The organism is Cellulosilyticum sp. WCF-2, from assembly GCF_003990395.1.
Classification (GTDB): domain Bacteria; phylum Bacillota; class Clostridia; order Lachnospirales; family Cellulosilyticaceae; genus Cellulosilyticum; species Cellulosilyticum lentocellum.
This window is the reverse complement of the sequence record NZ_CP034675.1, coordinates 1,030,493-1,045,208: the sequence shown is the minus strand read 5'-3', so window position 1 is coordinate 1,045,208 and position 14,716 is coordinate 1,030,493. Positions and strand designations below refer to the sequence as shown.

The window sequence follows — 14,716 nt, the reverse complement described above, 5'->3', positions numbered from 1 at the left end:
CTTACGCTCCTAATGCTTTCGTATACTCATTCATAATTTTGGTTGCCTCAGGAAAATATTCATAAACTAGATTAAGGCTTGTATCATCTCCTGCCATATTATAAGAAAAATACTCTGCCCAAAGCTCCTTTGCCGCCTTTTTATCATCTTCCCAGTAACTCGTATCATGTCCATACCCCGATCTTAACTCATTCCCTGACATTCCTCCATAAACATCACTTACAGCCTCATAAGTAGCACCACTAACCCCACTTGTAAATTCACTTTTCACTGCATTATATAAAAGAAGATCCGCATTACTTAAATCACTTCCACTACCTTGTTTTAATGCATCAATCACATTCTGTACATCGCCTTTACTACCACTTCCACCACTAGCAATAATTCTGTTAGCAATACTGGTTATACTATGTTCATTGTTATCATTATAATAAACGTCATATTCTATAGCCTGCCTCATGGTCACATCTTTTCCCATTGCCTCACTATATACCTTGTATTCTTCGCTATCACTTCCCAGCCATTTAGCTACATCACTAAGGTCATCTATGGCATGACCACACTCATGGAAGAATACTGTATAAGCTCCTCGTGGGTCACTAGCAAAGGAGTCTGGATAGGAATAAGTTACCGTATGCTTCCACGCCTTATAAAAAGCACTCTTGCCATCCGCATCAGCTATCTTAAACTTGGTAATTGATTCCATAAAAATGCTTCTATATGGTTCTGGTGCTGTATAAATAAGATATTTAATATTGCGTTTATCTTCCTCTGTTAAAATATCCGCACCATCTCCATTTAGGAAGTCATTTAACTCCTCCACTTCCTTCTCATGTTCTTTTTCATAGGCGGCAATTGCCTCATCCATCTCCTTCTTCGTCACATGGTTTAAAGGATTTTCTCCCCTATTAGGATTAATATTAGATACCAAAAGAATCTGATTTTCGGATTTAAGATAAGCATTTTTAACGCTATTTAAAGCAACTGCCATTCTTTTCATTTCTTGCTGAAATTGAGCAATTTTTTTCTTTTCAGTCGCAATTTCTTTAAGGATTGCCTCGGAGCAATAATCATTCCATCTACTCATTGCAAAATAAAGTATGTTCATCTGTCCGGCCATTTCCCCCATTTGGCTACTTAAGCTATTAATATCATCTGCTATTTCTTTTATATTTTCAATACGAATATCAAATGCCATATAATATTATGTTCCCCCTTTAACTATTTTTTCTTCACTCACCTGATAATAAGTACTAATTTTCTCTAATGCTTCTTTCATATATTTATATTCCGTTGTTTGTTGTAATACATTTTTCCCTACTAGATCTAATGATCTTTTTATGCCAAAAAAATCACCATTCAGATGACTACAAACACTCTTAATTGCTGCTACATAATCTATTAATTCATTATAGCTGTTTTCTAATTCACTTGTCACAGTAACGAGTTTTTCAGTCTGAACTGTAAATGCCCATGGTTGACCTTCAGTAGGTTGTGTTTCATTAGGCTTAGCTGGTATAACAATATCTACTACATTAAAACCTGCTTCTACCAATTCACCTATCATTAACAAAGTCTTTTGTTTATTTTCTGGAGATAATGTTCGTAAATAATTGTCAAGAAATTCATCAACATCTGCCATTCTCTCATCTCTAGTACCAACAGTCATTTGGACCGTTCCATCAGATTTAAAATCAAAAAAGTATTCGGATAATGATTCTCTAGGAATCCTCCTTCTCCATAATCATAACCTTTATAAAAGGTAGTGTTTCCCACATCATTTAATAGTAAATTAACGCAATCACTCTCTACATTATGATTGGATATCTTATCTTGATTCATTGCAACCTGTTAATAATATTTTGCCAATCATCGCCTGTCATATAAGAGCCATAATCCTTATTGGAGTCAAATTTATTTGAATCTGCATTTTTAGTGATATTTGAAACTAACTGTTCCACCGTCATTCCTTCTAAGCCAATCACCTGTTGTAACGGTTTATTATCTGTCATATACATTAAATTATTTAATAATAATACCTGTTCAGTTGATAATTGCTCTGACATATTAACCTCCGAACGCTTAGTTATATTTCATCAAAAGGCTTCATTAAACACTTCTTTATTCTCATTGACAGAATCATAAATGCTCACAATATAATAACCGGATACTTTCTTTTGATTGATTACCTGTTTAATTTTCTCAAACTCTTCTTTATAGGATTCATTTCCCAGCCTATTGCTATCAATATAAATAAAAGTTGTATTTTGCACATGCACGTTGCCGTTAATAATATCACTAACCTCTAGCTTTTCATTGAAGTCATTACCCTCTACAGTAGTAATACGTGCATCTACTCTATCACAAGGGATATCTTCCTGTAACAATACTGCTTTCAATTCATTTTCATATTCTTCCTCTATGATATATCCATAAAAATTATCCTCTGCAGAATACTCCCCATCCTCTACATATAAGTACAGGTCATAATAACTTTCACTGTCATCTGACTCTTGAAAAACAAATTTAGAATAGGCATTATTCAACTTATTTTTTGGTTCGCAGTCTACTATATGAAATGTATAAGAAGGATATTTGCCTAGCAAATAATCCATTGCATAATCATATTGTCTTAAAACTTCCTCCTGCCAAACAAAGAGTTTCCCTTCCTTAACTCTGTCTTCGTTTATTGAAATCTTGCATAACAAGGCTTCTTGTTCTGGTGTCATATCAACCTTTGTTTCCATGTCACTACTCTCCTCTTTCAAATTACTCTTTTCTAATACAATACCATTGCTTCCTTCTACCATACTGCCGCATGCAGTAAGTAAAATAATCATGCTAATCATTTCCCAAAATGCATATTTTATTTTCACTTCAAAGCATCTCCAATAACTTTATTCATCCGTTCAGCCCTCTGAAACATCAAAACCACTATCACCTAAATCTAATGCATAATTTAGCTTATCTTAGAATACTCGTAAGCCTTTTTATATTTATACAGAACTCCATGTATCATTTCTGCTCTCCCATAAAATGTATTACTATGAAATACTGCTCACTTTTCCCCTTTTTTAAAATAATTGGCAAGCGGAAATGTCTTTTTCCTCTCGCCAATTATTATGTACTACTATGAAATTACTGAATCTGTTAAACCTTGACCCTGTTCCATATTAAGATTTTCAGCTTGTTTATATTGCTCTGCCATTGTATTTAAATCTTGTGAATGTTCTTGGATCATACGATTCATTTTGTCAATGTCAGCTTGTAAACCTTGAAACTTACGTAAGTAAGTAGCTGATGCTTCCCCTTGCCAAGAACCACTTAAATTCTTTACGATTCCCATCATTTGATCCATTAACCCTTTAATTGTATTTCCTTTACCACTAAAGTCACCTGCAGTTGCTTGTAACTCTTCTGGGGTTACCTTTAAAATTCCTTCCATATGCTTGACGCCTCCTTGATATTTTTCTTATCTGATATTTTAATAAACACTTCTTAGTAATTTCTAGTTCTTGCAACTTCAGCGTTAGCTGATTCAGTCTTTTCATATTGTGCTGCGATTTGTAATAATGCAGCTATATAGTTCTCCACTAACTTATAGAAGTTATCCATTTGTCCTTTATCTTTTACAAATGCTGCATGGAAATTGTCATTCGCTTGGCCAACCCATTTACTCTTTAAAGCACCTTCAATCGTTTCTAAATTTCCCACCTCTCCTTTAAAGCTTCCATTTAATCCTTTTAGTTCTTCAGCTTTTGCTCTTAATTCTGATGCTGTTACTTGAAAAAATGCCATATTACTTTCCTCCTTGTTTTCCTTGATAATTGTATATTATCACAAATTTCTGTTTTCTATTATTTTTACTACCAAATGCACTTTTAAGTGTTCGAATGACCACTTTTAGCATCTTCAGGTGCTTTATAGCCTATGGGGGGATATCAATAAATAGGCATCTAGATAAATCTATGGCTTTTGCCATTCTTTCTTGGCTATAGGCTCAAGTTCACTATAGTTTGTTGCACTGCCATTTGCTGTATAGCTATAACCATCATCAAAATTAAAACGCTCTTTAGTTAGGCTTCTTACCTTTCCATCACAGCTCCCAGGTTGTCAATCTAAAAAGGCCCATGAAAAGCTAAAATATTATTGACACATATAAAATAGGCCTGAAATTTATATTTCAGACCTATTAGCTGCTTTGGCATTATAGACTTTCTAGGGGGACAAAGTCTATAATGCCAAAGCAACCCATACGAGTCAAATTATACTCTGGGATTATCTCTATTCCGTTTAAAGTATGTTCTCACCTTCGAATCAAGAGGACAGCTACGTCATTTACATTGGTTCCTGTTGCCCCTGTCATAATCAGACCACCTACCCGCTGTAGTGCATGATACGAATCATTCTCCTTGAGTATCTCGAAAATTTCTATACCCTGCTTTCTTAATTTTTCCTGCGTATCTTGATCTACATAACCTCCAGCCGCATCTGTAGGTCCATCTGTTCCATCTGAGCCTACACTTAATAGAGCCGTTTGATATAAGCCTCCTATTTCACGAGCTGCTGAAAGTGCTAATTCTTGATTTCTTCCTCCTTTTCCATGTCCCGTTAAATGAACTATGGTCTCTCCTCCAACAATAAAAGCTAAACTTTCTTGACTTCCCTGATAAGTTTTGGCGATAGCTGCTAGAAAAGTCCCTGCTTCTCTTGCTTCACAATTTAAGCAATCCGTTAGTATAAGCGTCTTGTATCCAAGCTGCTGACAGGCCTCTGCTGCTGCCTTACAAAGTAATTTAACTGAACCCGTAATCCTAGTCTCAACATGTGTTAGATCTTTAGGTGTTTCTATATCCATCAGTTTCATCGCTTCTGCGCTTAATTTCAAATGGTATTTAGCGATGATTTTCTTTGCCATTTCATTGGTAGAACTATCTGGATAAGCCGGTCCCGAAGCAATCATATCTAGTGGATCACCAATAATATCACTTAGTACAACACTAAATACCTTAGCAGGTAAACAGAGCTTTGCAAACTTTCCGCCTTTAACAGCTGATAATCTTTTACGAAGTATATTTATTTCCACAATATCTGCACCACAAGCTAAAAGCTGCCTGGTTATATCCGTCAGTTCCGCCTCGCTTACAAGGGGCTTTTCAAATAAAGCAGATCCGCCACCTGATAGCAAAAACAGTACCGTATCCTCTGCATTAAGGCCTGTAATTAAATCAATCGCTACCTGAGTCGCCCTGAAGGAATTGGCATCAGGTATAGGATGCCCTGCTTCATAGCACTCTACATTAGGTAACTCACCCTTCATGTGTCCATATTTCGAAATACAGATGCCTTTTTCAATCTTCTTGTCTAAACAGTCACTTGCAGCTTTGGCCATTTGCCATGCTGCCTTACCTACTGCGACCATATAAATTTTACCTTCACCAAAATCTTTAGTTTTTAGAGCCTGTCTTACTGCTTCATCTGGAAGTGCTGAGGAAATAGCCTTATTTACAATGTAGTCTGCTTCTTCTCTTAGAGTCATCTCATCATCTCCTTGTACAAAGACCAGGCACTAATCACTAGATGCCTGGTCTGTTTTTCAACTATTTATAAAGTAAACCTATGTAGCCAATCTAGTGTAAAAATAATGATAATATAAAGATACCTATCATGGAACAAATACCTTCTACTAATGTAACAGCTGTTTGTGTTTTATATCCTTGTTCAGGTGTCATTTCTCCAAAGTTGGTAACTACCCAGAAGTAAGAGTCATTGGCATGAGACACTGTCATAGAGCCTGCTCCTATTGCCATAACACATAATACAGACATTACTACTGAATCCATTCCTAAAACCCCCATTAGTGGCGCCATAATACCTGCTGTCGTCGTAATGGCAACTGTTGATGAACCTTGAGCTGATTTCAAAATAGCTGCTAGAAGGAATGGGAAGAAAATACCAATACTCTCTAGAGTTGCTGCGTTTTCTGTAATAAACGCCACTAGACTTGTAGATGCAATCACTTTTCCTAATACGCCACCTGCTGCTGTTACAAATAAAATAGGACCTACTGTTTTTAAAGTTTCATTTGTAATATCGTAGAGCTGACTTCCTTTGTTAACTTGAAGCATTAATATAATTCCAAATATAACACCTACAGCTAACGCAATAATAGGTGTTCCTAAGAAGGTAAACGCTGTACTAACTGCACCACTCCATCCTAAAATGCTTGATACGTTTGACATAGCCATTAAGAAAATCGGTACAATGATAGGTGCCAGACTCATAAAACCACCTGGAAGTTTCCCATAAGAAGCTACTAACTCTTCATAGCTTTGAACAACCTCTCCTTGATTCTCCTGTTCATCCTTAGCTTTTACTCTCTTTCCTACCCATTTAGCATAAAAATAGGCGCCTATTAAACCAGGAATGGAAGCTAATGTACCTAATCCCATAACAAGTAGTATATGCTCTCCGACACCTAAGGTATTTGCTGCTGCAATAGGTCCTGGAGTAGGTGGGATAAAAACATGGGAAGCATATAAACCTGCTGACAAACAAACAGTCATTGCTACAGATGAAGTCCTTGTACGTTTTACTAATGCTTTACGAATTGGATTTAAAATGACAAACCCTGAGTCGCAAAATACTGGTATGGATACTACCCATCCCATGATTTCAATGGCAAGTTCAGGATGCTTTTCACCTACTAACTTAACAACCATATCCGCTAACTTCAAAGCACCTCCTGTTACCTCCAGGATTGTTCCAATTAATGCACCAAATATAATGACGATTCCGATACTTGTAAATGTAGATGAAAAGCCATTTCCAATAACAGTTGCAATACCACTTACCGTACTTCCGTCCGCATTGGTATAGGATGCAAAAGGAATACCTCCTATTAATCCTAACACCAGAGAAATGGACATAATAGAAAGAAATGGATGAATCTTAAACTTACTAATCATAACAATCATAAGAATGATTGCTACAATAAATACAATTAAAAAAGGAATGCCCGTCATAAAAATACCCCCTTTAATAGCTTTTATCCCCAATGCAATATACACGCTTGGGTGTTATCTATTAATAATATTATATTATTTAAAATATTTTGTATATATTCTCTATAACATATATTTAAGGTAATTATTGTTATGTATAATATCCTTGAATTATTTTAAAAACGTGTAAGCCGTTCTTTCTTATGTAATCTTTGATAAAACTCTCTGGCAATATAGTAGGCAGCTGCTTCTGAAGGGTTACGTATGTCCTTACCTGTAATAGTCTCCAGCTTTTTCAATTTATATTGTAAGGTATTTTTATGGATATAAAGTGCATTAGCTGCCTGAGTAATTGAACCCTCATAAGTAAAATAAACATCTATCAGTTGCATATATTCTTCCACATCTTCCTCGCTTTGCCCACTAAATAATTTTCTAATATATTCTTCCATGCTGCCTAACGAAATTTCATTCATAAATAAATCCATATAAAGATCGTCATAAAATACAATTTCTCTTACCAAAGGTACTGCACAAGTTACTGCTTTTTCTGCCTCATCACACATCTTAAATACTATACGATCATTATTCGAGTTACTATCTATGCCTATCAGTAGCGTTTCTTCATATCTAGAATAGATTTTCTCCTTTAACCGCTTAGCTATTTGCTTCATTTGTTCATTGGAGCAAATCGGTACTAACACAATTTGTTTGGGTGGCATACGTAAATACAGGCACTCACCTTCACGCTCTACACTATGCCGAATAGTGGTCTCCATCTGCTCTAGCTTTTCTTGTCCCTGCAACGTTACCGATAACTGGTGATATGTAGCAATATTAATGATCATTACACGACGAGGTCTCCTAACATCAATCCCCAGTTTTTCTCCTCGCTCCACAAATTCCCAATTATACTTATTTCTCACACCAGATATCCATTCTTCCAAGAAGCGATATCGTACTCTCCTGTCATAGCGATGTTCATCTTTTATAAGTCCATCTTCAACCATAATCTGTGTCATATGTTGTACAATCTTTCCATAGCCAACCACTCGTTCTACTTCACCCGTAATACCAATCACACCTACAATAGCTTCATGAATCACAATAGGTAAATTAACACCCGCTTTCATAGTAGGCGTTTCCATATCTGCCGTCACATATAAGCACTCCAGTTGCTCTCTAATCACTTTTTGTGCACCTTCATGCAGCATACCAATTCTGTTTTCATCCGTACTTGCAATAATATAGCCATCTGCATCCATAAAATTAATGTGTGCATGTATTTCATTGCCAATTTCATCTACAATTACTTGCGCTGTTAGGGGACTAATACGTCTCATAGACTATCACATCCTTTGGGATTAGTATTTCTTTTTCTTAGTATAACTATTTTTATATGTTTTTAGAAAGCCTTTATTATAAATATTTAGAAATTATAAGATTTTATAACGGTTAGGTTTTCCCCTGTTTTTTATGCCTACATAGTGATTGAACTCATCTTATTTATTGCTATGCTCAGGGGGTAAGTAAATAATAAAAGAAATGGACATAGGAAAGCCGGCAATAGCGTATCATCCATTGCCGGCTTTCTTTTTTATTCCACTAACAGCTATCCTAAAAAACGTCTAGCAGTTTTCTGCAATCTTATAAAGCAGTTTTTCTGTTTCTTCCCATCCAAGGCAAGGGTCTGTAATAGACTTACCATATACTTGATTCTCACTAATTGGCTGTGTGCCACCTTCGATATAGCTTTCAATCATAACCCCTTTTACAAGTTTCTTTAAGTCATTATTGTATGATCTACTATGAAGCACTTCACTCACAATACGGATTTGTTCCATATATTGCTTACCAGAATTAGCATGGTTAGCATCAATGATGGCTGCTGGGTTCACTAAGTCATACTTGTCATAAAGCTCCATCATATACATTAAATCTTCGTAGTGGTAGTTAGGAATAGAGATGCCTCTCTTATTCACTGCGCCACGTAAAATAACATGAGCAAGATCATTGCCATCTGTTGTTACATCCCAGCCACGATAAATAAAGTTATGAGACTTTTGAGCTGCAACGACAGAGTTAAACATAACAGAAAGATCTCCACTTGTAGGATTTTTCATCCCTACAGGAATATCCATACCACTAGCTGTTAAACGGTGTTGTTGATTCTCTACAGAGCGTGCCCCAATAGCTTCATAAGATAAGATGTCATCTAGATATCTACGATTTTCTGGATATAACATTTCATCTGCTGCAGTAAGCCCTGTTTCCTCAATAGCACGTACATGCATTTTACGAATAGCAATAATTCCTGATAATAAGTCAGGGTCTTTAGTTGGATCTGGTTGGTGAAGCATACCCTTGTAGCCTTCACCTGTTGTTCTAGGTTTATTGGTATAGATTCTAGGGATAATCATTAATCTATCTGAAACCTTTTCATTCACCTTTGCAAGTCTACTTACATAGTCACATACTGAATCTTCATTATCTGCAGAGCATGGTCCTATAATAACAATAAATTTATCAGATTCCCCTGTGAAGATTTTTCTAATTTCTGCATCTCTTTTTGCCTTTATTTCAGCTACCTTTTGAGAAATAGGATATTGCTCCTTGATTTCCTTAGGTATTGGTAGCTTCTCTTTAAAGTTCATTCCCATATTCTATTCTCCTTATCTAAATGAGTAATGCGTATTTTTATATTGTATACCATACTACAGTACTTTCCAATAACTTTATCCATTGTTACATTACTCTCTAGTACTTTTTAATAAGCCACTGCAAAGATTCCTCTAGCATTTTTTCATCACCTATTTCTAAGCTCCACTTTGCATAAGGTGCATCATGCTTAAGCTGTTGTAATATTGTTTGAATAGGCAGAGTACCGTATTCTAAGCCTTGATGTGCATCCCTGGTACCATCATTATTATGCAGATGTACATAACCTATTCTTTCCCCTAATGCTTTAATCCACTCTTCTACTGTTTGATTTGAATACGCATTAACATGACCTATATCCAAACATGCTTTAAAATTGGGCTGATTTACTCTATCAACTATTTCCTTTAGTAACTCCCAATCCGTATCTAATACATTTTCTATATAAAACATACATTCTTTACTTTTGTCTTCTAAAAATTCTTTCCAAAAAGCCACTACATTTTCTAACCAGTATTTGTCGATATAAACATTTGGCAGATAGCCTGTGTGAAAAATCATATCTTTGCTCCCAAAAGCCTGAGCTGCCTTATAACTTGCGTTAAAACGTTCCTCTGTCAAACTTCTTATCTTTCCATCACAGCTTCCAGGTTGTAAATCTAAAAAAGGGCCATGAAAAGCTAAAGGTGTATTGTCTTTAAATGATGCGAATTCCTTTTGATAGTAGCTAATTGAATGTTCTAAGTCATCTAGCACCTTTCCAATACCAAAGCTAATAACCTCTAGGCCCACTGGGTACCTTTTTAATAATTTTTCTATTTTATTTGTCTCCAATAATTGCGAAAAATAAATCATGTTCTTGCTGTACCCTTTCCAAATTTGTTTTTATCACGTTCTTATCATTATAAGTATGCTTGTTTTCTGGCCACACTTTATCACTCATTATTATACTATACATATCCTCACTTTGTTATATACATTCTTCTTATGTATATAACAAAGAAAATGGACATGTAAAAGCCGGCAATGAATGCTAATCCATTCAATTGCCGGCGCTTTTTTATTCTATAGCTATCTATGTATATGGTCTAGCAAGCATCTATTATTTATACTATTTCTCTAGATATATTCTCTATCTCTATGCCTATCTTTTATACACTTCTTATATCGTGCCTTTCATAATATTCAACTGCATTTTTACCTATGTCTTTTATATTCTTAAACATGCCCCTACCCTCTATATCATTGACTCAATTTCTACCAAAAGCGCCTGCCTATCTTCAATTAAAATGTGCTCAAAAACCCACTTTTGTAATGCTTCTTTTATTTCTTTAAGCTTCTTTTGTGGATTCTGTAGTAACTCTCCACAATCTATGCTATTTACCCACGCTATAAATTGATTGTGTTCATTTTTATGTTTTACAAATAAATGAGGGTTTAATTCTTTAATAACCTTCTCTTCCTCATAAAAATGATATGTAACATATTCCCTAATCTCACATAATAATTTTAAAAGATATTTTTCATCCGCATTCATACATTGAGTTAATATTTCTTGTTCTAACTTTCTCCCTATACTAAATAACTCTTGGTGTTGTTCATCGATAAAAGGGATTCCTACATTCAGTGACTCATCCCAATCAAATTTAAAATCAAACATTTCTTCTCCCTCTTCTTTAACTCAAATTAATTAACGTCTAAAAACCTCTTATAGCCTAAATTTTGAATTTGCAATAAAAGATTACTTTAAAATTTCACTTTCTTGGGCTCTCCCTAATTCCATTAATTTTCATAATTCCTTCTCTATGTTTGTTTACATAAATAAATTTTCTGCAGATATTATATATTTTTTTACGTTACATAACAATCCTTTTATTCAAAAGTTTTGTTATTTTAAATATACTTTCTAGTTTATAACTATTTACATCTATTGCTTATTGACTTCTCTATTTGTAATATGAAATATGAGTTTATAAGAGCAATTCTTTTATTTAGTAGTTTAAATTTATTTAATGCGCTTATATTAGTAGGCGCATTAGCATTATATCTTTATCTTTGGTAATATAGTTGCCCAATAGATAAAGGCTCTAGTATAAATTACCAGAGCCTTTTCGTTTGTACAAAACCAATAATATAGAACTCCTTATAGCCCTCTACTAAATAGTAATGACCTCTTCCTTAGGTAAATTTACAACCTTCTCCTCCTATTGTAAATGTTTCTAAATCAACACTCTTTTTATAGAAAAGGCATAGCTTATATCCTGAGTAGCATCAATTTGATACTGAGGCATTACATCACTTCCCCAACTGTCAATGCCTCCTACACCACGTACTTTTCCTAGTATAGAGACAACTGTTCTTCTAGGCAGTGGTAATTCTTCATGATGTGTTGCATTTTCCAGTTCTTCTGCGGTATAAGGTATGCAAGAAAATGCAAAGGGCTCTCCTAGTGCCTCAAACTGTAAACTAAAAGTAGTCTTGTCAGCATCCGCATTATTTAAGGTAGTGGCACGTGTTACTGTCAGTTTTTTAGTTGCCATATGTACATTACAATCCTGAGGTACCATATATGGTGTTACAGGTAAGCCTTCTATATGATAAGTTCCTGGCACTCCTCCTGCCATACGATCAGGATAGGTTTCACCAGATAAACCTTCATAGGTGTACCCTACTGCTTTTGTTGGCATAATAAAACGCATTCCAAATACAGGCAGGCTAGGTAAGCCTTCTTTTCCATAATAATGCACCTTTACCTCTATGGTGCCATCTACTTGAACTGTGTAGGTTACCTCTACTTCTGCAGCTGGCACTGTATTCGTTATATAGGTAAAGCAAAGACTTACACTTTCGGCATACTCTTCATCTGTATACTTATTATTAATAGGTGCTATAGGCTTTTCTACTTTCTTGCCATCTACTGCTACTACCACATTGCTACATTTTATAAATAAATCAGCACCTAACCACATACCTGATTTGTAGGAAAAACCATTTCCTCTATCATTATCTGTAGTGGCACGCCAGAAAGTTGGCTTAGGTGTGCGATAAAGCCATTCTTTACCTGCTACACTCAAAGATTCTAATCCTCCTGTTTGGTAGGAGAAAATATAATGAAAGTCTTCTCCACTCACCCCTAAGGTCACATCACCGAAGATAAGTTGTAGAGTTTGATTATTTATAGCGTTCATAGTAGTATTTTACCTCCTGCATGGCTGGTTTTTCTTCCCTAGTTGCAAAGACGATCCCATTACCTGAAAACTCATAATCCGATGGTCTGTCATCAAAGTCTCCACCATAACGAATCACCTGGGCCCCTGTCACTTCATCCTCTACCATTAAGCCTTGGTCAATGAAATCCCATATAAATCCGCCTTGATACATTTCAAAACGGTCAAACAGTTCCATGTAGTCCTTCATTCCCCCGAGAGAATTCCCCATATCATGCATGTATTCACATAAAATAAAGGGTTTCTTAGGCTCATTTTCTAAATAGGCTATAATCTCTGCTGGCCTAGCATACATCCTGCTCTCCACATCAGAAATTCTATCCTCATAAGCGCGATTATGATGTACGCCTTCATAATGGACTAATCTACTACAATCAACTGCTTTATAGTAGTCATGCATGGCAGCTATATTCTCCTCGGCATAGGATTCATTACCTAATGACCAGAATAAAATAGATGGATGATTTTTAAACACTTCAAAGTTAGTCTTTGCCCGATCTAAAACGGCTGCTAGCCATTTCTTATCACTTCCTGGTAGATTCCAAGAGGGCTCAACTGCCCCCATCTTTTGCCAACTACCGTGTGTTTCCATATTGACTTCTGCCATGACATAAAGCCCTGCCTCATCACACAAAGTGTACCATGGGATTTGATTAGGATAGTGACTGGTACGTACCGCATTGATGCCATTTCGAAGCATGCAGTCTATATCCCACACCATCTCTTCCTTAGTAATGACTCTACCTGTTTTGGCGCTCCATTCATGACGATTAACGCCAAGTATACGTAGTCTTTTTCCATTCAATAGCATCATATTATTTTTAATCTCTATTCGTCTAAACCCTACTAAATAAGGTACTAGTTCCACTAATACATTTGCCTCATTATACACCTCTATTAAAAACTCATATAAATAAGGTGTTTCATGACTCCATGGGGTAATATCTTCTAAAGTTACTGGTGCAAAAATCACTTTTTCAGAAGCAGGCATCTCGGCTTCTAAAATCCCTTTCCCATCTTGATCACGTAAATAAATCTTCACAGTTCCTCCAGAGGCTTTGCCACTTAGCTTCATTTCTACTTCAAAACTACCTGACCTCTGATCTTCTGCTAGCTCTGGTTTGACATAGAAGTCTTCTACATGAAGCTCGGGTTTGGCATATAAGGTTACATTTCTAAAAATACCAAAGAAACGGAAGAAATCTTGATCCTCTAGAAAAGCTGCGCAGCTTCTCTTATGTACCTCTACACAAAGCACATTGCCTTGTTCTTTTATAAAAGGTGTTAAATCAAACTCTGATGGTGTAAAGCTATCCTCTGCGTAGCCTATAAATGCGCCATTTAACCAAACATACATAGCCTGTTCTACACCTTCAAAGCAAATGGTTACAGGCTTATTCCTTAAACCTAGGTTCAAATCAAAGGTGGTTCTATAGGCACCTACAGGATTGTAGCTTGCCTCACTAAATAACCCTATCCCCTCAGGTGTATCTTCCTTTACAGGACGTCTATAGATATGGCCTTCCCAAGGATACATGGTGTTGATATAGTGGATTTTATCATGATGATTGAGTTCGATATGGCTTGGCACTTCTATGCTGCCAAATCCACTGGCATCATACTCCGGCTTATAAAAATCAATAGGTCTTTCTTTGGCATTCTTAGCATAAGCAAACTGCCATACCCCATTTAGGCTTTGCATAAGAGAAGATTCCTTCTTAAGCATTTCCTCTTTACTAGGATAAAATAAATGGTCACTATGAGCTGCCAATTTGTTTACACCAAATACTTCTGGGTCATCTAACCACGTCATTTTTGCATTCATCG

14 protein-coding genes are annotated in these 14,716 nt (G+C 35.8%); all 14 read right to left on the bottom strand.

Annotated elements, in window-relative coordinates:
- Window position 1: 1 nt before the first annotated feature.
- Window positions 2-1,198, bottom strand: a complete 1,197-nt coding sequence (locus EKH84_RS04645) for a hypothetical protein (RefSeq protein WP_127065354.1) — start codon at window positions 1,196-1,198, stop codon at window positions 2-4.
- A 6-nt stretch (window positions 1,199-1,204) separates the two neighbouring features.
- Window positions 1,205-1,669, bottom strand: coding sequence for a hypothetical protein (locus tag EKH84_RS04640; RefSeq protein ID WP_127065353.1), 465 nt, complete (start codon window positions 1,667-1,669; stop codon window positions 1,205-1,207).
- Window positions 1,670-1,838: 169 nt separating this feature from the next.
- Entirely contained in the window at window positions 1,839-2,066 is a 228-nt protein-coding gene (locus EKH84_RS04635; RefSeq protein WP_127065352.1) for a hypothetical protein, read from the bottom strand.
- Between the two features lie 30 nt (window positions 2,067-2,096).
- Window positions 2,097-2,876: a hypothetical protein gene (locus tag EKH84_RS04630; protein WP_127065351.1), complete on the bottom strand. Its 780-nt coding sequence runs from the start codon at window positions 2,874-2,876 to the stop codon at window positions 2,097-2,099.
- A gap of 254 nt (window positions 2,877-3,130) precedes the next feature.
- Complete coding sequence (locus EKH84_RS04625; protein ID WP_127065350.1) at window positions 3,131-3,445, bottom strand: WXG100 family type VII secretion target; 315 nt, start codon at window positions 3,443-3,445, stop codon at window positions 3,131-3,133.
- Window positions 3,446-3,498: 53 nt separating this feature from the next.
- On the bottom strand, window positions 3,499-3,798 hold the full coding sequence (locus EKH84_RS04620) for a WXG100 family type VII secretion target (RefSeq protein WP_127065349.1): 300 nt from the start codon (window positions 3,796-3,798) through the stop codon (window positions 3,499-3,501).
- A 508-nt stretch (window positions 3,799-4,306) separates the two neighbouring features.
- Window positions 4,307-5,539, bottom strand: coding sequence for a glycerate kinase type-2 family protein (locus EKH84_RS04615; RefSeq protein ID WP_127065348.1), 1,233 nt, complete (start codon window positions 5,537-5,539; stop codon window positions 4,307-4,309).
- Window positions 5,540-5,630: 91 nt separating this feature from the next.
- On the bottom strand, window positions 5,631-7,025 hold the full coding sequence (locus EKH84_RS04610; RefSeq protein WP_127065347.1) for a GntP family permease: 1,395 nt from the start codon (window positions 7,023-7,025) through the stop codon (window positions 5,631-5,633).
- Between the two features lie 155 nt (window positions 7,026-7,180).
- Window positions 7,181-8,347, bottom strand: coding sequence for a CdaR family transcriptional regulator (locus EKH84_RS04605; RefSeq protein WP_127065346.1), 1,167 nt, complete (start codon window positions 8,345-8,347; stop codon window positions 7,181-7,183).
- Between the two features lie 285 nt (window positions 8,348-8,632).
- Window positions 8,633-9,664 carry a 3-deoxy-7-phosphoheptulonate synthase gene (locus tag EKH84_RS04600; RefSeq protein WP_013655306.1) on the bottom strand — a complete coding sequence of 344 codons (1,032 nt, stop codon included), beginning with the start codon at window positions 9,662-9,664 and terminating at the stop codon, window positions 8,633-8,635.
- A gap of 97 nt (window positions 9,665-9,761) precedes the next feature.
- Window positions 9,762-10,517: a sugar phosphate isomerase/epimerase family protein gene (locus EKH84_RS04595; protein ID WP_127065345.1), complete on the bottom strand. Its 756-nt coding sequence runs from the start codon at window positions 10,515-10,517 to the stop codon at window positions 9,762-9,764.
- 382 nt (window positions 10,518-10,899) lie between these two features.
- Window positions 10,900-11,322 (bottom strand): bacteriohemerythrin, encoded by a 423-nt coding sequence (locus EKH84_RS04590; RefSeq protein ID WP_127065344.1) that lies wholly within the window; start codon window positions 11,320-11,322, stop codon window positions 10,900-10,902.
- 559 nt (window positions 11,323-11,881) lie between these two features.
- Entirely contained in the window at window positions 11,882-12,850 is a 969-nt protein-coding gene (locus tag EKH84_RS04585; protein ID WP_127065343.1) for a beta-galactosidase small subunit, read from the bottom strand.
- Window positions 12,834-14,714, bottom strand: coding sequence for a glycoside hydrolase family 2 TIM barrel-domain containing protein (locus EKH84_RS04580; protein WP_127065342.1), 1,881 nt, complete (start codon window positions 14,712-14,714; stop codon window positions 12,834-12,836). Before EKH84_RS04580 ends, EKH84_RS04585 begins: the two co-directional genes overlap by 17 nt.
- Window positions 14,715-14,716: the final 2 nt, after the last annotated feature.

Excerpts from the sequence above, each read along its gene's own strand:
- EKH84_RS04645 (WP_127065354.1), bottom strand. The coding sequence starts at position 1,198 with ATGGCATTTGATATTCGTATTGAAAATATAAAAGAAATAGCAGATGAT.
- EKH84_RS04640 (WP_127065353.1), bottom strand. The coding sequence starts at position 1,669 with ATGACTGTTGGTACTAGAGATGAGAGAATGGCAGATGTTGATGAATTT.
- EKH84_RS04635 (WP_127065352.1), bottom strand. The coding sequence starts at position 2,066 with ATGTCAGAGCAATTATCAACTGAACAGGTATTATTATTAAATAATTTA.
- EKH84_RS04625 (WP_127065350.1), bottom strand. The coding sequence starts at position 3,445 with ATGGAAGGAATTTTAAAGGTAACCCCAGAAGAGTTACAAGCAACTGCA.
- EKH84_RS04620 (WP_127065349.1), bottom strand. The coding sequence starts at position 3,798 with ATGGCATTTTTTCAAGTAACAGCATCAGAATTAAGAGCAAAAGCTGAA.
- EKH84_RS04615 (WP_127065348.1), bottom strand. The coding sequence starts at position 5,539 with ATGACTCTAAGAGAAGAAGCAGACTACATTGTAAATAAGGCTATTTCC.
- EKH84_RS04610 (WP_127065347.1), bottom strand. The coding sequence starts at position 7,025 with ATGACGGGCATTCCTTTTTTAATTGTATTTATTGTAGCAATCATTCTT.
- EKH84_RS04605 (WP_127065346.1), bottom strand. The coding sequence starts at position 8,347 with ATGAGACGTATTAGTCCCCTAACAGCGCAAGTAATTGTAGATGAAATT.
- EKH84_RS04600 (WP_013655306.1), bottom strand. The coding sequence starts at position 9,664 with ATGGGAATGAACTTTAAAGAGAAGCTACCAATACCTAAGGAAATCAAG.
- EKH84_RS04595 (WP_127065345.1), bottom strand. The coding sequence starts at position 10,517 with ATGATTTATTTTTCGCAATTATTGGAGACAAATAAAATAGAAAAATTA.
- EKH84_RS04590 (WP_127065344.1), bottom strand. The coding sequence starts at position 11,322 with ATGTTTGATTTTAAATTTGATTGGGATGAGTCACTGAATGTAGGAATC.
- EKH84_RS04585 (WP_127065343.1), bottom strand. The coding sequence starts at position 12,850 with ATGAACGCTATAAATAATCAAACTCTACAACTTATCTTCGGTGATGTG.
- EKH84_RS04580 (WP_127065342.1), bottom strand. The coding sequence starts at position 14,714 with ATGAATGCAAAAATGACGTGGTTAGATGACCCAGAAGTATTTGGTGTA.